General features: G+C 62.0%; 18 protein-coding genes. 7 read left to right on the top strand and 11 right to left on the bottom strand.

Annotation, left to right across the window (positions count from 1 at the left end):
- Window positions 1-18 precede the first annotated feature (18 nt).
- The gene (glmM, locus tag METH_RS12965) at window positions 19-1,365 is read left to right on the top strand and encodes a phosphoglucosamine mutase (protein ID WP_024090929.1); all 1,347 of its coding nucleotides are present in this window, start codon (window positions 19-21) and stop codon (window positions 1,363-1,365) included.
- A 15-nt stretch (window positions 1,366-1,380) separates the two neighbouring features.
- Here the strand turns inward: glmM and METH_RS12960 are convergent, their stop codons facing one another.
- The 3 genes from METH_RS12960 to ilvC all read right to left on the bottom strand — a co-directional run bounded on the left by METH_RS12960 (window position 1,381) and on the right by ilvC (window position 4,402).
- On the bottom strand, window positions 1,381-2,286 hold the full coding sequence (locus METH_RS12960) for a DMT family transporter (protein WP_024090928.1): 906 nt from the start codon (window positions 2,284-2,286) through the stop codon (window positions 1,381-1,383).
- 92 nt (window positions 2,287-2,378) lie between these two features.
- Complete coding sequence (locus METH_RS12955) at window positions 2,379-3,287, bottom strand: DMT family transporter (protein ID WP_024090927.1); 909 nt, start codon at window positions 3,285-3,287, stop codon at window positions 2,379-2,381.
- Window positions 3,288-3,379: 92 nt separating this feature from the next.
- A complete protein-coding gene (gene ilvC / locus METH_RS12950; protein WP_024090926.1) occupies window positions 3,380-4,402 on the bottom strand; it encodes a ketol-acid reductoisomerase in 1,023 nt (340 codons plus the stop codon).
- A gap of 132 nt (window positions 4,403-4,534) precedes the next feature.
- Between ilvC and METH_RS12945 the strand changes: the two genes are divergently transcribed.
- The 4 genes from METH_RS12945 to METH_RS12930 all read left to right on the top strand — a co-directional run bounded on the left by METH_RS12945 (window position 4,535) and on the right by METH_RS12930 (window position 7,578).
- Window positions 4,535-4,990, top strand: a complete 456-nt coding sequence (locus METH_RS12945) for an Lrp/AsnC family transcriptional regulator (RefSeq protein WP_024090925.1) — start codon at window positions 4,535-4,537, stop codon at window positions 4,988-4,990.
- Complete coding sequence (locus tag METH_RS12940) at window positions 4,987-5,487, top strand: Lrp/AsnC family transcriptional regulator (RefSeq protein WP_024090924.1); 501 nt, start codon at window positions 4,987-4,989, stop codon at window positions 5,485-5,487. Before METH_RS12945 ends, METH_RS12940 begins: the two co-directional genes overlap by 4 nt.
- Window positions 5,484-6,236 (top strand): hypothetical protein, encoded by a 753-nt coding sequence (locus tag METH_RS12935; protein ID WP_156927487.1) that lies wholly within the window; start codon window positions 5,484-5,486, stop codon window positions 6,234-6,236. Before METH_RS12940 ends, METH_RS12935 begins: the two co-directional genes overlap by 4 nt.
- 217 nt (window positions 6,237-6,453) lie before the next feature.
- Window positions 6,454-7,578, top strand: coding sequence for an aminotransferase class V-fold PLP-dependent enzyme (locus METH_RS12930; RefSeq protein ID WP_024090922.1), 1,125 nt, complete (start codon window positions 6,454-6,456; stop codon window positions 7,576-7,578).
- Here the strand turns inward: METH_RS12930 and METH_RS12925 are convergent.
- From METH_RS12925 to METH_RS12910, 4 genes are all read right to left on the bottom strand, one after another.
- Window positions 7,575-8,279, bottom strand: a complete 705-nt coding sequence (locus METH_RS12925; RefSeq protein WP_044008424.1) for a M50 family metallopeptidase — start codon at window positions 8,277-8,279, stop codon at window positions 7,575-7,577. The genes METH_RS12930 and METH_RS12925 overlap by 4 nt on opposite strands.
- Window position 8,280: 1 nt before the next feature.
- Window positions 8,281-9,477: a UbiH/UbiF family hydroxylase gene (locus tag METH_RS12920; protein ID WP_024090920.1), complete on the bottom strand. Its 1,197-nt coding sequence runs from the start codon at window positions 9,475-9,477 to the stop codon at window positions 8,281-8,283.
- A 78-nt stretch (window positions 9,478-9,555) separates the two neighbouring features.
- Window positions 9,556-9,804, bottom strand: coding sequence for a hypothetical protein (locus METH_RS12915; RefSeq protein WP_024090919.1), 249 nt, complete (start codon window positions 9,802-9,804; stop codon window positions 9,556-9,558).
- A 163-nt stretch (window positions 9,805-9,967) separates the two neighbouring features.
- Window positions 9,968-10,612 carry a pyrimidine 5'-nucleotidase gene (locus METH_RS12910; protein WP_024090918.1) on the bottom strand — a complete coding sequence of 215 codons (645 nt, stop codon included), beginning with the start codon at window positions 10,610-10,612 and terminating at the stop codon, window positions 9,968-9,970.
- A gap of 142 nt (window positions 10,613-10,754) precedes the next feature.
- Between METH_RS12910 and METH_RS12905 the strand changes: the two genes are divergently transcribed.
- Window positions 10,755-11,399, top strand: coding sequence for a GntR family transcriptional regulator (locus tag METH_RS12905; RefSeq protein WP_024090917.1), 645 nt, complete (start codon window positions 10,755-10,757; stop codon window positions 11,397-11,399).
- On the opposite strand, the gene METH_RS12900 is transcribed toward METH_RS12905, so the two are convergent.
- Together METH_RS12900 and carA are read right to left on the bottom strand one after the other, a co-directional pair.
- Window positions 11,371-13,200 (bottom strand): glycosyltransferase, encoded by a 1,830-nt coding sequence (locus METH_RS12900; protein ID WP_342667046.1) that lies wholly within the window; start codon window positions 13,198-13,200, stop codon window positions 11,371-11,373. The two genes, METH_RS12905 and METH_RS12900, sit on opposite strands and share 29 nt — an antisense overlap.
- A 205-nt stretch (window positions 13,201-13,405) precedes the next feature.
- Window positions 13,406-14,566 carry a glutamine-hydrolyzing carbamoyl-phosphate synthase small subunit gene (gene carA / locus METH_RS12895; RefSeq protein ID WP_024090915.1) on the bottom strand — a complete coding sequence of 387 codons (1,161 nt, stop codon included), beginning with the start codon at window positions 14,564-14,566 and terminating at the stop codon, window positions 13,406-13,408.
- Window positions 14,567-14,747: 181 nt separating this feature from the next.
- On the opposite strand from carA, the gene METH_RS12890 reads away from it, so the two are divergent.
- On the top strand, window positions 14,748-15,221 hold the full coding sequence (locus METH_RS12890) for a GatB/YqeY domain-containing protein (RefSeq protein ID WP_024090914.1): 474 nt from the start codon (window positions 14,748-14,750) through the stop codon (window positions 15,219-15,221).
- A 108-nt stretch (window positions 15,222-15,329) separates the two neighbouring features.
- Here the strand turns inward: METH_RS12890 and METH_RS12885 are convergent, their stop codons facing one another.
- Both METH_RS12885 and METH_RS12880 read right to left on the bottom strand, forming a co-directional pair.
- Entirely contained in the window at window positions 15,330-15,812 is a 483-nt protein-coding gene (locus METH_RS12885; RefSeq protein ID WP_024090913.1) for a DUF2244 domain-containing protein, read from the bottom strand.
- A 154-nt stretch (window positions 15,813-15,966) separates the two neighbouring features.
- On the bottom strand, window positions 15,967-17,640 hold the full coding sequence (locus METH_RS12880) for a cytochrome c oxidase subunit I (RefSeq protein WP_024090912.1): 1,674 nt from the start codon (window positions 17,638-17,640) through the stop codon (window positions 15,967-15,969).
- Window positions 17,641-17,865: the final 225 nt, after the last annotated feature.

Genomic DNA, 17,865 nt, shown 5'->3' with positions numbered 1-17,865 from the left:
TTTGGCAGGAAAAGCATAATGCGTAAACTTTTTGGCACTGATGGCGTGCGCGGCACGGCCAATTCCCATCCGATGACCGCCGAGATGGCGCTGCGCATCGGCGCCGCTGTCGGACGGTATTTCCGGCGTGACGGGTCAGGCGTGCACCGGGTGGTGATCGGCAAGGATACCCGGCTGTCCGGCTACATGTTTGAAAACGCTTTGACGGCGGGGCTGACCTCGACCGGCATGAATGTGCTGCTGCTGGGACCGGTGCCGACGCCCGCGGTGGGGCTTATGACCCGCTCGATGCGGGCCGACCTCGGGGTGATGATTTCGGCCAGCCACAACCCCTCCGAGGACAATGGCATCAAGTTCTTCGGCCCCGACGGGTTCAAACTGTCGGACAGTGCCGAGATGGAGATCGAAGGCCTCATTGATGCCGGCGTCGAACCCGCGCAGGCTGCCAATATCGGCCGCGCCAAGCGGATCGACGATGCCCGGTTCCGTTACGGCGAACGGGTCAAAAGCTCGCTGCCGCGCAATCTTGGCTTTAACGGGCTGAAAGTGGTGATTGACTGCGCCAATGGTGCGGCTCACCGGGCGGCGCCTGAGGTTTTGTGGGAACTGGGCGCCGAGGTGATCCCGGTGGGGGTATCTCCGGATGGTTTGAACATTAACCTCGGCTGCGGTTCAACTCAGCCGCAAACCGCGGCAGAAGCGGTCGTCGCGCATGGTGCCCATGCCGGCATTTGCCTGGATGGCGATGCCGACCGGGTGATTGTGATCGACGAAACCGGCACAGTGGCCGATGGCGACCAGCTGATGGCGCTGCTGGCCAGCCGCTGGGCGGAGCAGGGCCAGCTGGCCGGCGGCGCGTTGGTGGCGACGGTGATGTCGAACCTCGGGCTGGAGCGGCACCTGGCAAGCAAGGGGCTGGGTCTGGAGCGCACGGCCGTTGGCGACCGTTATGTGGTGGAGCGGATGCGCGAGGGCGGCTTCAACCTGGGTGGCGAGCAGTCGGGCCATATCGTGATGAGCGATTACGCCACCACCGGCGACGGGCTGATGGCGGGGCTGCATTTCCTGGCCGAGCTGGTGCAGACCGGTAAGAAAGCGTCTGAGCTGGCGCATCAGTTCCAGACCGTGCCGCAGCGGCTGCGCAATGTGCGCTTTCAGACTGGCCAGGCGCCGTTGGAAGATGCGCAGGTGCAGGAGGCGATTGCGGCTGCGGAGAAGATGCTGAACGGTCAGGGGCGCCTGCTGATCCGCAAGTCAGGAACCGAACCGCTGGTGCGGGTGATGGCGGAGTGCGAGGACGCTGAGCTGATGGCACTGGCGGTCGACAGCGTGGTGGCTGCGGTCGACGCCGCGGTTGCGGAGTAACCGGGCGGGGGACGCTCAGCCCCCTTTGCCGAACAGGCGGCTTAGCTTGCCGAACTGGCTGAGGCCAAGCCCGCCCAGGATCAGCGCCAATGCCAGCAGCATCGAGGGCGGCAGCTCCTCGTCCAGAAACACCGCTCCCAGCACCACGGCCCAGACTGGCAACTGATAGTTGGTTAGCGTCATGAAGGTCGGCCCCGCCTCGCGCACCACGATCACGCGCAGCAGATTGGCCGCGGCGGTGGGGATCAGGCCGAGGATGGCGGCAATCAGCAGGGTCCGGGTGTCAGGCATCACCGGGGCACCTTCGGTGAGCCAGGCCGCCGGGAAGATGATGAAGCATCCGATCACCAGCAGGATGGCCGCCAGCCCCAGCGGATCAACCGGCGGCAGTCGCCGGGTCAGGATTGAGCTGACAGAATAGCAAGCTGCGGCTGACAGACAGGCAGCCCGGCCATAGGTCTCCAGCTCCGCACCGCTGCTTTCAAACGCCTTGCCGCCGATCAGCAGCGCTACCCCGGCAAATCCGATGGCAAAACCGATGAGGCGGCGCAGAGTCATTTGCTCGCCGGGAACAAAGAAATGCGCCAGCGGCAGCACCATCAGCGGGATCGATGCCATGCTGACACCGGTAAATCCCGAGGACACATGCTGCTGCCCCCAGGAGATGAGCATGAAGGGCAGGGCGGTGCTGAGAATACCGACGATCACCAGAGGTACCCAGCTGGCCTCGCCCCTGAACAGCTTGAACCCGCGCCAGCCCCAGACCGCGCACAAGAGCAGCGCTGCAAATCCGATCCGCCCCGCTGCGAGCCAGAACGGGGTGGTCCCCTCCAGCGCCAGCTTGATCAGCAGAAAGGTCGCGCCCCAGACCAGACCCAAGGCGGCAATCATCAGCCAGTAGCGCGGTGCGATGCCGGGCATGGGTCTCTCCTGCGGTTCACAGCGCGACAAGACCCCTCCGGGTGGACAGGGTCAATGGCAATTGCTTTGTTATCGATCTAAGCGATTTGAACTTAGACCGCGCGCGGGCGCCGGCTGCGGCTGAGCAGCAGCCCGCCCAGGATCAGCGCCAGCGCTGCAAACAGCTGCGGCGGCAGGGTCTCGCCCAGCAGTGCGGCCCCGAAGATCACCGACCAGACCGGCACTTGGTAATTCACGGTCGACAGGAACGCCGGACCGGCGCTGCGGGCAACCTGGACCAGCAGCACCTGGGCCAGCGCGGTGGGCAGCAGGCCTAGGTAGATCACTGCACCCAGCGGCAGTGCGGCAGGCAGGTCCGGCACACCTTCGGCCCAGAGCGCTGCCGGGATCATCAAGGCGGCACCGCACAGGAGGGCGGCGGCCGAGAGTGACAGCATGTTCACCTGCGGGCAGAGCCGGGTGATAATCGAGCCGATGGCATAACACAGCGAGGCGCCCAGACAGGCCAAGCGGGCGAGAGATTCATAATCGGTGCCGGCGGAGCGGAAGGCATCAAGGCCGATCAGTACCACGACACCGGCAAAGCCGATCAGGAAACTGATGGTGCGGCGCAGGGTCATGTGCTCGCCCGGCACCAGCAGATGCGCCAGCGGCAGCACAAACAGCGGCACAACGGCCATGCAGACCCCGGCAAAGCCGCTGGCCACATAGGTCTGCCCCCAGCTGAGCAAGGTGAATGGCAGAGCGTTAGTGAAAAACCCCATGCCAAGCGCGCAAGCCCAGATGATCCGCCCTTCGCGGCTGCGGGGGGAGGGCAATCCGATCCCCATGGCAGAAATCACTGACAGCAGGCAAAGCGCGCCAATTGAAATCCGCAGTGCGGCGATGGTCATTGGCGGAAAGCCTCTGAGGGCCAGCGACACCGCCATGAAGGAGGCGCCCCAGATCACTCCGAGGAACAGAAGTTTGGTCCAATTGGCGGCGCCGGGGGAGTCTGGCATGGCAACGTCTCAACGCGTATTGAATGAAAAAGGGCGCCCCGATGTGGAGCGCCCTGCAGAGGAATTAGGCTGCGGAAATGTCCGCGGGCGCCTTAGTTCTTCTCTTTGTCGACCATCTTGCCGGCCGAAATCCAAGGCATCATGCCGCGCAGCTTGGCGCCGGTTGCCTCGATCGCGTGCTCGTCGTTGGCACGGCGGGACGCTTTGATGGTCGGCTGGCCAACCGCGTTTTCCAGCATGAAGTCGCGGACGAATTTGCCCTGCTGAATGTCGTTCAGCACTTCTTTCATGCGGGCTTTGGTTTCGTCGTACTTCAGGATCCGCGGGCCGGTGACATACTGGCCGTACTCGGCAGTGTTGGAGATCGAGTAGTCCATGTTGGCGATGCCGCCTTCATAGATCAGGTCAACGATCAGCTTCACTTCGTGCAGGCATTCGAAATAGGCCATTTCCGGCGCGTAACCGGCTTCGACCAGGGTCTCAAAGCCGCAGCGGATCAGCTCAACCAGGCCGCCGCACAAAACTGCCTGCTCGCCGAACAGATCGGTTTCGCATTCTTCGCGGAAGTTGGTCTCAATGATGCCGGAGCGGCCGCCGCCGATGGCGGAGCAGTAGGACAGACCGGTTTCCAGCGCTTTGCCGGTGGCGTCGTTGTGAACCGCAACCAGGCAGGGCACGCCGCCGCCTTTGGTGTATTCGCCGCGCACGGTGTGACCCGGGCCCTTGGGCGCCATCATGATGACGTCGACGCCTTCCTTCGGCTCGATCAGGCCGAAGTGGACATTCAGGCCGTGGGCGAATGCAATCGCTGCGCCCGGACGGATGTTGTCGTGGACGTATTTCTTGTAGGTTTCGGCCTGCAGCTCGTCGGGCATGGTGAACATGATCACGTCACACCAGGCAGCGGCTTCGGCGATGCCCATGACCTTCAGGCCTTCGCCTTCAGCTTTCTTGGCCGAGGGGGAGCCTTCGCGCAGGGCGACGACAAGGTTTTTGGCGCCGGAGTCGCGCAGGTTCAGCGCGTGGGCGTGGCCCTGGGAGCCATAGCCCAGGATGGCCACTTTCTTGTCCTTGATCAGGTTCACATCGCAATCGCGGTCGTAATAAACGCGCATGATCCACGTCCTTTCCATTGGTGTTTGAGGGCATCATAGGGAAGTGAGCGGGGAAGGCGATTGCCGTTCCGCATGAATAAGTCAGATTATTTGCAGTATTTATTCGTCTATTTCCATGATAGTGAAAAATTCATGCTTGATGATCTAGACCGGCGCATTCTCCGCCATCTGCAAAGCGAGCCGGGGCAACCGATTCCGGATTTGGCTGAACGGCTGGGTATGACTGCCTCGCGCCTGTCGCGGCGGCTGGAGAAGTTGCGCGAGGGGGGCGTGATCCTGGGCCAGCGGGCGATAATCGACTGGCGCGCGCTGGGATATGAGGTGGAAGTCTCGCTGCGGGTGACGCTGGACAAGACCAACCCGCGTGCCTTTGACGAATTCATCGGCGCTGCGCGCAAGATCCCGGAGGTACTGGAAATCCAGACTTTTCTCGGCCAGGTCGACGTGCGGCTTTCTGTGATCGCACGCGATATGCCGCATTATCAGCAGATCTACCGCGCCGCCATTCTGAACCTGCCGCATATCAACGATATCGAGGCGCTGATGCATGTGGCGCGGATCAAGTCGGACGAGGTGCTGCCGGTATGAGCACGCTGGATGATTTGGACTTTGCCATCCTGCGGGCGCTGTCGGAGGATGCGACCCTGTCAGCGGGGGCGCTGGGGCGGCAGCTGGGCCTCAGCCAGCCCGCCACCTGGCGGCGGATCAAGCGGCTGCAGGAGGCAGGCATCATTGCCGGACGCAAGCTGGAGCTGGACAAGGAAAAGCTGGGGTTTGGCGTCACTGTCTTTCTGGGGGTGAAGCTGGCCACCAAGGGCCGGGTCAGTTTGGAGGACTTCGAACGCGCGGTCTCTGCCATCCCTGAAGTGCAGACGGTGGAGCATGTGCTGGGCATGTACGACTACCGCCTGCGGGTGACGGCGCGCGATATCTCAGATTTTGAGCGCGTGCTGCGGCGCCGGGTGATGACCCTGCCGGGGGTGGGGAATGTCGAGGCCAATGTGCTGCTGAGCGAAGAGCGGCGTCCGGGGCCATTGGGGGGAGAATTTCTAGAAATCGAGCAAAAAATTGGAGTGCAGAATTGAACCGCAAGCAAGCGAAACCGCTGAAAGGCAAGCTACCGCCTGATCATGAGTTTGCAGAAGTGATTTCGGAAGCCTATCGGGTCTTTGCATGTGAAAAGCCCTCTGAACCCGGTGTCTGTGATTGCTGCATGGATCGAAGAATACGGGAGCAATTCTTTGAATCTGAAATCGCAGAGATGTTTCTCCATTACTTGCAGGATTGGTACTTTGGGGCCATCGGAGTTGAGTTTAATCAGCACACATGGCGTTACCTGCTGCCTCGTATTCTGGAAGTGCTGGCGTCAGGGGAGACGCTGGCGGGTGTTGGCATTGAAGTAAGCCTGAACCGGTTCCCCACCGGTGTGGAGGAAAACTGGCTGGAGAAAGAGTGGTCAGTTCTGGACCGGTTTCAGCGCATGTATTTGCGGTGGGCAGCGCTGAGTGGGGAAGACGATTTCGACAATGTGCTCTGCACGTTCGGCATTGCAGGCTGGCCTCTTGCCAGTTTGTTCGACCAAGTCCTGAAACTGCCTCCTCAGGTTTTAGCAGAGCGGTTCTGGAATGATTGGTGCCAGTTTCCGACCCCAGGTGTCTGGGTGAGCAGTTTTTGGGAGCATAGTCAGGAACAGGACGTTTATGCGTTTTACCGGTCCTCTGTTCTCTACCGAATGATGGCGGATCTGGCCTTTAAGGATCAGACGCCGCCTGAACTTGCAGAAAGGGCACTGGCTGTTGCAGCGGTAATCGAAGGGGAAGAAAGCTGGACCTGACGCTCCGACCCCGGCTCTTGAGCCGACGTTTGTTGCCGATCCGAAACCCGCTTGGCGCAAATCCGGGTGTTTTCTGTCGTGACTGGGCTGTCTTTTCCTTTCCGTTCCGTCAGTATCCCCCTTCGGAGAACGGCGGCGGTGCTGTATGCCATTGTAGGCTTTGCCAAAGCCTGCGGCACCGGCTAGCCGTTTGATGAGGAAATTCAGGGAGGCCCAAATGGCACTGCTCGATACCGTGGACCCGCAGGGTCTGGATGAATTCTCGGTGGTTTTCACCGACCGTTCGCTCAACCATATGTCCAAGACCTTCCAAGGCGTGATGCTGGACATCAATGCGATGCTGAAAGAGGTCTATAACGCCGAAGCCGTGGCGCTGGTGCCGGGCGGTGGAACCTTCGCGATGGAGGCGGTGGCACGGCAGTTCGCCCGCGGCGCAAATGCACTGGTGGTGCGCAATGGCTGGTTCTCCTACCGCTGGAGCCAGATATTTGAGGCCGGCAGCTTTACCGCGTCTTCGACCGTGATGAAGGCACGCCGGACCGGTAACGAGTCAACCTCGCCGTTTGAACCTGCGCCGATTGGTGACGTGGTGGCCGCAATCAAGGAGCAGAAACCGGATATCGTCTTTGCCCCGCATGTGGAAACCGCTGCGGGCGTGATCCTGCCCGACGATTACGTGACCGCACTGGCGGCCGCTGCGCATGAAGTCGGTGCGCTGGTGGTGCTTGATTGCATCGCCTCGGGCTGTGCCTGGATCGACATGAAGGCGACCGGCGTCGATGTGCTGATCTCGGCACCGCAAAAGGGCTGGAGCGCCTCGCCCTCCGCTGGGCTGGTCATGTTCTCGGATCGGGCGCTGGCGCGTCTGGAAGAGACCGTCTCGGACAGCTTTGCCATCAATCTGAAACAGTGGCGCACTATCATGGAAGCCTATGAGGACGGCGGTCATGCGTATCATGCCACTATGCCGACCGATGCGCTGAAGGCGTTCCGCGACACCATGCTGGAAACCAAGGAATACGGGTTTGACCGCTTGCGCGATGCACAGTGGGCGCTGGGCAACGGTGTGCGGGCGATGCTGAAGGACAAGGGCATCACCTCGGTCGCTGCGGACGGCTTTGGCGCACCGGGCGTTGTGGTGAGCTATACCAGCGACCCGGATGTGCAGAACGGTAAAAAGTTTCTGGCGCTCGGCACCCAGATTGCGGCGGGCGTGCCGCTGCAGTGCGACGAGCCTGCGGATTTCCGCACCTTCCGTTTGGGCCTGTTCGGCCTTGATAAGCTATACGACGTGGACGCCACCCTCGCGCGTCTGAAGACAGTTCTGGATCAGGTGCTTTAACGAAGAAACCGGATTGGGCTGCGCAAGGGAATATTGCTTGTGCGGCCCAGCCCATGGCGCAGGGTGAACCAGATCACCCCGAGGCTGATGGCCAGCCACAAACCGCCCCAAAGCATGGTGCCGCCGCCGAATTCCTCGGCCATCATCCGCGCGTCCGAGCGCAGGTAGGGTCGCGCGATGGTATCGTCCCAAATGTCGAGCGGCGCATAGATCATGCTGCTGATGCCGATCACCCGCAGGATCATATCATTGATTTTCAGGCTCAGATATCGGGAGGCCGCCAGCATCAGTGCGCCTGTCACAAGGGTAAAGCCGAGGGCAAACAGATTCCGGACATAGAATACCGCAACTGCCAGTGTGATAGCCCCGAAAAGCGCCAGCACCTTGCGGTCCCAATCCGTGCGAAGGGCGATCACAAACAAGGCTGAGCCGATCAGCAGTGACCCGGTATAGCCTGCCGAAAGTCCCAGAAACCGGCTGCCGCCACGGGAGATCACCATGCCGCCCTCACGCGGGTCGATGGTGAGACGGAGAACATCGCCGCCAGTGAGCAGGGTCGCCGCGGCGTGGGATAGCTCGTGCAGGTAGACGGTCAGGATACGTAGGGGGAGAAGCGCCGGGGTTTGCCAGAGCGCGGCAACCGCCAAAGTCAGGCAGAGGAGCTGCCAGTGCCCTTTGAGAAAGCGTCCGGCAGCGCGCATGTTATTTTACGCCCAATCCCATTTGCATCAGCGTCTTGCGCACCGGTGCCAGTGAATAAAGCGCATTGAGGCCAAAGGCGCGCAGGTCGCGCAGCGGGCGCGGCGCCAGCATCGAAGTGCGATTGAGCAGATCGATGCCTTTGACGCGCAGCATGATCTCGCTGTGGCGTGCCTTGTGGTAGGCCGCCAGCATCTGCGCATCGCCCAGGCCTTCGGGGCGGGCGACGGCCAGTTCCAGCAGGCTGCGCAAATCGCTCAGCGACATATTCAGTCCCTGCGCGCCGATTGGCGGCACCACATGAGCGGCCTCGGCCATCAGCGCCAGCCGTTCGCCGTTGAGCCGCTCCGCCGACTGGCTGATAATCGGCCAGATAGTGCGGCGCGACGCCAGCTTCAGGTCGCCGAACAATCCGCAGCTGCGGTCAGTCATGGCCGCCTCAAAGGCGGCGGGTTCCAGATTCAGCAGCTCCTGCGCTCTGGGACCCCGTTCCATCCAGACAATCGCAGAGGACGGCTGGCCCAGATGATCGGGCAGCGGCACCAGAGTGAACGGCCCACCGGAGCGATGGATCTCGGTAGAGACATTTTCGTGCGGCACCGGGTGGGTGACTGCGAAGGCCAGCGCTTTTTGACCGTAACGGGTGGTTTTCACCGGAATGCCCGCCGCCTCGCGCATCGGCGAAGTGCGCCCGTCGCAGGCCACCACCAGTTTGGCTGTCACCAGGCTGCCGTCGCTAAGGGTGACGCGCGCCTCATCGGTACGGGTGAACAGCCCGGCGGTGCCGGTGCCGAAACGCAAATCAACATTGGACATGCCGTCCAGCCGGGCCATCATCTCGCGCCGCAAGAGCCAGTTGGGCAGGTTCCAGCCGAACGGCTGGTTGGAGATGTCGGCGGCATTGAAGTCCTTGACCACCCGCGGCTCGGGGCGGGCGCCTCCGGCATCGACAATGCGCATGATCTGCAAGGGCGCGGCGTGATCCGCCAGCCGCGCCCAGATTCCGCAACGTTCGAGCAGCGCTTGTGCCGGCTGCAGAAAGGCGGTGGTGCGCAGGTCGGAGCCTGCGGCGTCGCGGTCGGTCACCGGCGGGGCGGGATCGGCGCAGATCACGCTAAAACCGCTGGACGCAAAAGCAGCGGCCGCGGTCAGACCCGCAATGCCGCCTCCGGAAATCAGGATATCGCAGGTATCGGCCATCTCGTCAGCCCTCCGTTCTGGGCCAGAGATAGGCCTTGACGGCAGGGTAAGACAAGCCGTTGCCGGCAGAAAGGGCGCTTAGCCGCGGGTGATGGTGATCAGCAGCGTGAACACCACCGGCACCATGCAGACCGCCGGGATATAGAGGCCGGGAATGCCGAACAGCAGGATCGAACAGCCCCAAAGGCTGACAAGGGTCGCAATGGCGTAATACAGGTTCTCTTCCGGGCCATAGGCGATCTCTTTGATCATCCGTCCCAGCAGCGGCACGGAAAAAAGTATGCGTTGCATCAGGGTCAGGCGTTCGGGAAGGACATATGCGCTCATCGGGCGGGCTCCAGAAGATCGTTTCTGCGGCGCATATAGGGACGATAACCTTTAGCAAACAGGTATATTTTGCCGCAGGTGCGGAGAATTGCCAGCATGCGGTTGTGCACATTCAGCTATGCGGCGAACGGCGTCTGATCGCGCCGCGGGCAGAGGCCGGAGTTCAGGTCAGATCGGCCAAGAAACCAGCCAGATCGTCCGAATGATGGTGGATGTGCGCGGCCTCGACCGGCTCTGGCGCCACATGCACCGTGCGCATTCCCATCTGGTACGGGGCAGCGAGGTTGCGGGCGTCATCCTCGAACATTGCCGCCTGTTCCGGGTTCACGCCAGCGCGGGCAAAGACCCGGTCAAAGGCACGGCGTTCCGGCTTGGGGTGGTAATCCGCGTGTTCGACGCCATAAACGCCGTCAAACAGACCCGACAGCCCGCGGGCGGCCAGCACCCGTTCGGCATAAGGGGCCGTGCCATTGGTGAAGACAATTTTTTTGCCAGGCAGATTGTTGATGTTGGCAGCCAGCGCCGCGTCCTTTTCCAGATGCTTCATTGAAATGTCATGCACCGCCACCAGATAGGGTGCCGGATCCAGATCATGTTCGCGCATCAGTCCGGCCAGCGTGGTGCCATGTTCGCGCCAGTAATGGCTGCGCAGGTGGTCGGCCTTGGCCTTGTCCACCCCCAGGGCCTCCATCACATAGGCGGTCATTTTAACCTCGATCTGGTCAAACAGGCGGGCCGAGGGCGGATAGAGGGTGTTGTCGAGATCGAACACCCATTGGGTGACATGGGAAAAAGCGTGCTTGGGCATAAGACCGGATTAGGGGGCGAAGGCCGGCATTGCAATCAAAAGCGCATTTTGACTGCGGGTTTTCAGCGCTTTAGCGCCATCAGGGTTGATTGCTGCCCTATGCGCTGTAGAGATTGGCAAACCGGAAATGACAGGAAGACCCATGAGCCAGAGCCGCAGCAACCAGAAAGATGCCTATGCGCTGATCCTAGAGGCGATCGACGTCGGCGTTTACAAACCCGGCGACCGGCTGGTGGAAAGCGATCTGGCCGAGCGTTTTGGCGTGTCGCGCACCCCGATCCGTGAGGCGCTGCAGCGATTGGAGACGCAATCACTGCTGGAGCGTGACGGGCGGTCGCTGATTGTCGCCTCGCTGGACCACAACCAGATGGCCGAACTGTATGTGGTGCGGCGTGAGCTGGAGGGGCTGGCAGCCCAGCTTGCGGCGCGTCATGCCACCGAAGAAGAGATCAAGGTGCTGAAAGAAATGGTCGAGGCCGATAACCAGCTGGTCGGAGATCCGTCAGCGTTGTCCAAGGCCAATCGCCGGTTTCACGAACAGATCCACTTGGCGTCGCACAACCGCTATCTGGTGCAGCAGCTGGACCTGGTGCACCGGACCATGGCACTGATGGCAACGACCTCGCTGGCCGCCGAGGGCCGCAGCGAGATTGCCCAGTCCGAACACAAGGGCATCGTTGATGCTATCGGCCGCCGCGACGAGGCAGCAGCGGGCGAAGCGCTGAAGGAACATATCTCGATCGCCTTCATGACCCGGCTTAAGCAGGACGCCAGCGGGCGGGGATGAACCACCGGAGCCCTGGCAAGCGCCAGCGGCGGGGTTTGGCGCCGGGTTTGATGCCGTGCGCCGTCTTGTCCCAGAAAAAGGGGCGGACGAGCAGTTCATGCGTGGCCTTGGCGATGGCGACGGCCCCCATCGGAAAATAGAGGATCATCGCCGGTGCCCAGGCTGCCAGCCAGGGCCGGCCCATGGCAAAAGCAGCAGTGATGCTGATGATCAGCCCCAGAAGTTCAAAGAACACCAGCGACGCCGCTGCCAGGGACAGCAGCAGCGGCGAAGCCGTGCCTGCGCTCGGGTGCGGCAAGCCGAACGTGATCAGCCAGAACGACCACAACAGCGGTGCAAACAGAAACTGCCCGATAGTGCCCAGGAAAAAGGCCTGAAAGCCCAGGAAGCGTTTCCAGCCGAGATCGCCCCGCAGCCGCAGCGGCTGGCGCATATGCACCAGATAGGTCACCATGAACCCTTTCAGCCAGCGCGAGCGCTGTTTGACCCAGGGCCAGGGACGGCAGTTCGCCTCCTCGAATGTGGTGCTGGGCAGCATTCCGGTGCGGTAGCCGGCGCGGTAGAGCCTGACACCCAGATCCGCATCCTCGGTGACGTTGTGTGCATCCCAGCCGCCCAGCTCCTCCAGCACCTTGCGGCGGATGAACATCGTCGTTCCACCCAAGGGCACCACCAGGTCAAACCGGGAAATACCGTATAGAACGATGCGGAACCAGCTGGCATATTCCAGCGTGAAACAGCGGGAAATCCAATTGGTGCCGGGATTATAGTAGTCCAATATACCCTGAAAGCAGGCGGTTCTCCTATCCGCGCGGGCAAAGGCCTGCGCCACTTTGTCCAGCTGGTCCGGCTGCGGCGCGTCCTCGGCGTCCCAGACGCCGATGATGTCGCCGCGGCAGAAGTTCAGTGCATAGTTCATCGCCCGCGGCTTTGTCGTCAGCCCGCCAAAGGCCGGAACCTCGACCACCCGGATCCAAGGCGGCAGGCGGGTGCCCGAAAGGGCAGCCCGGGTAACGGTGTCATGTTCCTCCAGCACCAGGATCACATCAGTCAAAGCCCGCGGGTAGCTGAGCCTGCGGATTCGGGTAAGCAGGGCCCGGCTGATCTCGGCCTCCTGGTACAGCGGCACCAGGATTGAAATGCCGGGCCGGTTGCCCAAGCCGGTTTGACAGGGGGGGGGCTTTTGCGCCGGGGTCTGCCGGGGGGGGCGGCCCGACCAATAGGCAGAAAGCCCGCAAAGCTTCAGCATCGTGAACAGCAGAACCGACAGCAGCGCCAGCAGGCTGAGAGCAGTGAAGACCGCCGCCGGGGCGGTCCAGCCAAGATAAAACGCGGGCAGGGCACAGGCCGTCAGCAGTGCGCGGCCCTTTGCAGGCTGCAGTGTGCGGCAGCTTTGCCGCGGGACCACGCTGCAGCTGGCCTGGCGCACCAGGGCGGAGCTGAAATGCGCGGTCAGCAGAGCGGTGATCTGCGCTTCGCAGGCCAGCACCGGGGTGATGCGGTCAAAACTGTCCTGCAACTCGCCGTGCAGCGTCTCGAACCGGTCCGGGTGGGCAATGGCAACGGTAACGGTCTGACCGAATTGCATCCATGGAAGCGCAGAGTGGCGCAGCCAGAACTGAGCGGGTTTGCGGGCCAGCAGCCGGGGATTGGCGACCTGGCCGGTCAGGTCGGCGCGCTGCATCCGGAATTGCCGGGCCAGCGTGTCCTGAACCTGGTCTTCGCTGGCCAAACCCTCGGCCACCAGCACCCGCCCAAGGGCTGCTTTCTGGTGCTGGCGCAGCACCAGCGCCTTCATCATGCTGCGGCCATTCGCCGGTGGCGGCAGCTCCGGAGATCGCTCCCCGGTGGGCCGCGGCGGGCGGAACTGCCGCAGCGGCTGAGATAAAAAAACCATCGCCACCCCTTAACAAAAACGCTGAGGGTTTCAGGCTGGCGGCGGGGGTTTAAGAATTGGTAAATGCGGCGTTAACCATGCCGTCCAGCGGCATGGTTAACAGGTTTTTTTACGCAGTTTTGCGCGCGGCCATGGCTTCGGCAAAGCGTTCGAACAGGTAAAAGCTGTCCTGCGGGCCGGGGCTGGCCTCGGGGTGGTGCTGTACCGAGTAGACCGGGCGGCCGGAAATGCGGATACCGCAGTTGGAGCCGTCAAACAGCGAAACATGGGTCTCTTCAACCCCTTCCGGCAGGGTCTGCGCATCCACGGCAAAGCCATGGTTCATCGAGGTGATCTCGACCTTGCCGGTGGAATGCTCCTTGACCGGGTGGTTGGCGCCGTGGTGGCCGTGGTTCATCTTGACGGTTTTGGCACCCAGGGCCAGCGCCAGCATCTGGTGGCCGAGGCAAATGCCGAAAACCGGCAGGTCGGTTTTCAGAATGTCCTGAATCATCGGCACCGCATATTCACCGGTGGCGGCAGGGTCGCCGGGTCCGTTGGAGAGGAACACCCCGTCTGGCTTATGGGCCAGAACCTCTTCGGCGGTGGCGGTGGCGGGCAGCACCGTGACGTCGCATCCGGCCGACGCCAGGCAGCGCAGGATATTGCGCTTGGCGCCATAGTCGACGGCCACGACCTTGTGCGCAGGCACTTCCTGGCGGCCATAGCCGTCCGGCCAGGCCCAGCGCATTTCGTCCCAGCGGTAGCTTTGGGCGCAGGACACGTCTTTGGCCAGATCCATGCCTTCCAGCCCGGGCCATTCACGGGCCTTGGCAACCAGCGCCTCGACGTCGAAATTGCCGTCTGGGTCATGTGCCAGGGCCGCATGCGGTGCGCCTTGCTGGCGGATCGCGCGGGTCAGGCGGCGGGTGTCGACGCCGCCGATGGCGATGCGCCCGGTCCGGGTGAGCCAGGATTTCAGCTCTTCGGCGGCGCGCCAGTTGGAGGCCAGGGTCGGGTCCCATTTCACCACCATGCCGGCGGCAACCGGATCGCCGCTCTCGTCATCCTCGGGTGTCACGCCGGTGTTGCCGATATGCGGGAAGGTGAAGGTGACGATCTGGCCGGCATAGGACGGATCGGTCATGATCTCCTGATAGCCGGTCATTGCGGTGTTGAAGCAGAGCTCCGCCACCGTGTCGCCGGTGGCTCCGAATCCGGTGCCGTAAAAGACGGTGCCATCAGCGAGCGCCAGGCATGCGGTGGGCTTGGACGGGGCGGAAGCGGCCATTGCGCGAGTCTCCATGCGGTGAAATTCACCGGCTTGTAAGGGGAGCGCCGAAGCGGGTCAAGCCTACAGCAGCGGGCAGGCCGACGCAGGTGCCGTCCCGGCGCCAGCAGATAGTAAACTTGCACAGCAGCTGCAGAATGGATAACCATCGGTGTCCGGCAACCATGGGATGCTTATTACGATGGATACGCGCACACAGGTCAATCAGGCCTTGAAGCAAGCGATGAAAGACAAGGCGGCCGAGCGGCTGTGCACGCTGCGGCTGATCAATGCGGCGATCAAAGACCGGGAAATCGCCGCCCGCGCCGATGGCGAGGAGGGCGGCATCGACGAGGGGGAAATCCTTGCCATCCTGGGCAAGATGACCAAGCAGCGCAACGAAAGCGCCCGTGCCTATGAGGAAGGCGGGCGGCTGGACCTGGCGGAGCGGGAACTGGGCGAAATCGCCATTATCGAGGAGTTCCTGCCGCAGCAGCTGAGCGACGAGGAAGTCGGCGAGGCCATCACTGCGGCGGTGGCAGAAACCGGTGCCGAATCGATTCGCGATATGGGCAAGGTGATGGGTGCGCTGAAGGCGAAATACACCGGCCAGATGGATTTCGGCAAAGCCGGGCCTTTGGTCAAGGACCAGCTTTGCAGCAAGGGCGATTGCTGATTCTCGGCTGCCCGGGATGATATCGCTCTGGCGCGCGGTGCCTGCGGCGCGAGTATTTTTTGACAAAGAAGAACAGGGGCCTGCATCGCGGGCCTTTTTTTGTGCGTCTCAGCGGGAAAAGGCGGATTTCAGGTCGCCGTAAAGCGCGACCCGTTCCTGTTCCGACAGGAAGGCACCGATTTCCACTTCGCGGCCGCCGCCCTGCAGGGTGACATAATGCGGAACCGGGCCGTCGCGGTCGTGCATTTCGACGCGGGTCCAGTAGCGGTTGCAGTGCCAGCTTTGCCGTCTGCCATCGGGATTGATCCGCTCCAGACGGGCGTCTTCCTTGCCGATGGTCAGCACTTCCAGGATCTGATGGTCGCGGCGGCTGCGGTCCAATGCCCATTTCATTCCGAACAGGGCCAGCAGCAGGAACGGCAGCAGCCCCCACAGCAGAAAAGAGCCCAGAACCGGGATCAGCGGCACGCAGATCAGCACTGCAGTCAAGCCAAGGAAGCGCACATAGCCCTGCGCTGGCAGTGATTGATGCGGCCAGAGGTGCAGCTCGCGTTCGGTGTTCTGCTGCGGACGGGTCCAGTTGTAGGGCATGTGTTCAACGCCTGCTGAGCAATGATAGATCTTATTAGATAATGTACCGGAAAGTCCGGATTTCCACTCGGTTTTTACGGCGGCGCGCACATATGAAAAAAGGCCCCGGAGCATCTGCTCCGGGGCCTTCTTTTGACGTCAGGGTCTCAACTGCTTAGTGCGAATGCGAGCGGTCCCAGTCTTCCTGCTTGGGCAGGATTTCAAAGGTATGCTCGGGCGGCGGAGAGGGCAGGGTCCACTCCAGCGTGTCGGCATATTCGTTCCAGTAGTTGTTCTGGGTGACACGGGCGCCGCGCAGCAGCGAATAGATCACCACGCCAAAGAACAGCAGGAAGGAAGCAAAGGACAGGAACGCGCCGTAGGACGAGATCTTGTTCCAGTAGGCAAAGCCTTCCGGATAATCGATGTAACGGCGCGGCATGCCCTGGCGGCCCAGGAAGTGCTGCGGGAAGAACGTCAGGTTGGCACCGATGAAGAACATCCAGAAGTGGATCTGGGCGCCCAGCTCGTTGTACTGACGGCCGGTCATCTTGCCGAAGTAGAAGTAGACGCCCGAGAAGATTGCGAAGACAGCGCCCAGCGACATCACGTAGTGGAAGTGTGCAACCACATAGTAGGTGTCATGATAGGCACGGTCCACGGCGGCCTGCGACAGAACCACGCCGGTCACACCGCCGACGGTGAACAGGAACAGGAAGCCGAAGGCGAACATCATCGGGGCTTTGAATTCGATGGAGCCGCCCCACATAGTGGCGATCCAGGAGAACACCTTCACCCCGGTCGGAACCGCGATTACCATGGTGGCCAGCATGAAATAGGCCTGCTGGTTCAGCGACATGCCGACGGTGTACATGTGGTGCGCCCAGACGACAAAACCCAGCACACCGATCGCGATGATCGCCCAGACCATCGGCAGGTAGCCGAACACCGGCTTGCGCGCGAAGGTGGCGATCACGTGGCTGATGATGCCGAAACCCGGCAGGATCACGATGTACACTTCCGGGTGGCCGAAGAACCACAGGATGTGCTGGTACAGGATCGGGTCGCCGCCGCCGGCCGCATCAAAGAAGGTGAAGCCGAAGTTGCGGTCCATCAGCAGCATGGTGATGGCGCCTGCCAGAACCGGCAGTGACAAGAGGATCAGCCAGGAGGTGACGAAGATCGACCAGGAGAACAGCGGCACCTTGAACAGGGTCATACCCGGGGCGCGCATGTTCAGGAAGGTGGTGATCATGTTGATCGCACCCAGGATCGAAGACGCGCCCGAGACGTGCACGGCAAAGATCGCCAGGTCCATCGAGTAGCCGCCTTCGTTCACCGACAGCGGCGGGTACAGAACCCAGCCGACACCAGAACCCAGCTGGTCATTGCCGCCCGGCGAGACAACTGAAAGGACCGCCAGCGCGGTGCCTGCGACATACATCCAGAACGACAGGTTGTTCATCCGCGGGAACGCCATGTCCGGCGCGCCGATCTGCAGCGGCATGAAGTAGTTGCCGAAACCGCCGAACAGCGCCGGAATCACCACGAAGAACATCATCAGGATGCCGTGGGCAGTGATCATCACGTTCCAGAGGTGGCCGTTCGGGGTGCATTCCGCAGAGGCGTCTGCGAACATGCGCGCACCCTCCAGGCACATGTACTGAACGCCGGGGTCCATCAGCTCAAGCCGCATGTAGACGGTGAAGATGACAGAGATGAGACCTGCGAACGCCGAAACGATGAGGTAGAGAATGCCGATGTCTTTATGGTTCGTGCTCATGAACCAGCGGGTAAAAAAGCCCCGCTCGTCCTCGTGGCCGTGACCATGAATGGCTGCGTCTGCCATTATGTGCCTCCTGCTGCATAACGAAAGGCCCCCGGAGACGGACTCCGGGCGGCCTGGATTCCTTTTGTGTATTAGAATGGCGTGCCGGGGCCTTCAATGGCGGAGTTTGATCTGGATCAAGATTTATTGCCGCAGGGGTCTTGAATGCCATGCAAGGCACATCGCCCCGGGACGCTTGACCTGGCTGCAAGGTGCGCGCAAAACCGGACCGATTTCAAAATCAGG

It is taken from the genome of Leisingera methylohalidivorans DSM 14336 (assembly GCF_000511355.1).
In the GTDB taxonomy this organism is placed as follows: domain Bacteria; phylum Pseudomonadota; class Alphaproteobacteria; order Rhodobacterales; family Rhodobacteraceae; genus Leisingera; species Leisingera methylohalidivorans.
This window is presented reverse-complemented; position numbering and strand designations above follow the sequence as displayed.

Bases quoted from the DNA above. Each gene is read 5' to 3' on its own strand.
- glmM (WP_024090929.1), top strand. From the start codon at position 19: ATGCGTAAACTTTTTGGCACTGATGGCGTGCGCGGCACGGCCAATTCC.
- METH_RS12960 (WP_024090928.1), bottom strand. From the start codon at position 2,286: ATGCCCGGCATCGCACCGCGCTACTGGCTGATGATTGCCGCCTTGGGT.
- METH_RS12955 (WP_024090927.1), bottom strand. From the start codon at position 3,287: ATGCCAGACTCCCCCGGCGCCGCCAATTGGACCAAACTTCTGTTCCTC.
- ilvC (WP_024090926.1), bottom strand. From the start codon at position 4,402: ATGCGCGTTTATTACGACCGCGATTGCGATGTGAACCTGATCAAGGAC.
- METH_RS12945 (WP_024090925.1), top strand. From the start codon at position 4,535: ATGCTTGATGATCTAGACCGGCGCATTCTCCGCCATCTGCAAAGCGAG.
- METH_RS12940 (WP_024090924.1), top strand. From the start codon at position 4,987: ATGAGCACGCTGGATGATTTGGACTTTGCCATCCTGCGGGCGCTGTCG.
- METH_RS12930 (WP_024090922.1), top strand. From the start codon at position 6,454: ATGGCACTGCTCGATACCGTGGACCCGCAGGGTCTGGATGAATTCTCG.
- METH_RS12925 (WP_044008424.1), bottom strand. From the start codon at position 8,279: ATGCGCGCTGCCGGACGCTTTCTCAAAGGGCACTGGCAGCTCCTCTGC.
- METH_RS12920 (WP_024090920.1), bottom strand. From the start codon at position 9,477: ATGGCCGATACCTGCGATATCCTGATTTCCGGAGGCGGCATTGCGGGT.
- METH_RS12915 (WP_024090919.1), bottom strand. From the start codon at position 9,804: ATGAGCGCATATGTCCTTCCCGAACGCCTGACCCTGATGCAACGCATA.
- METH_RS12910 (WP_024090918.1), bottom strand. From the start codon at position 10,612: ATGCCCAAGCACGCTTTTTCCCATGTCACCCAATGGGTGTTCGATCTC.
- METH_RS12905 (WP_024090917.1), top strand. From the start codon at position 10,755: ATGAGCCAGAGCCGCAGCAACCAGAAAGATGCCTATGCGCTGATCCTA.
- METH_RS12900 (WP_342667046.1), bottom strand. From the start codon at position 13,200: ATGATGAAGGCGCTGGTGCTGCGCCAGCACCAGAAAGCAGCCCTTGGG.
- carA (WP_024090915.1), bottom strand. From the start codon at position 14,566: ATGGCCGCTTCCGCCCCGTCCAAGCCCACCGCATGCCTGGCGCTCGCT.
- METH_RS12890 (WP_024090914.1), top strand. From the start codon at position 14,748: ATGGATACGCGCACACAGGTCAATCAGGCCTTGAAGCAAGCGATGAAA.
- METH_RS12885 (WP_024090913.1), bottom strand. From the start codon at position 15,812: ATGCCCTACAACTGGACCCGTCCGCAGCAGAACACCGAACGCGAGCTG.
- METH_RS12880 (WP_024090912.1), bottom strand. From the start codon at position 17,640: ATGGCAGACGCAGCCATTCATGGTCACGGCCACGAGGACGAGCGGGGC.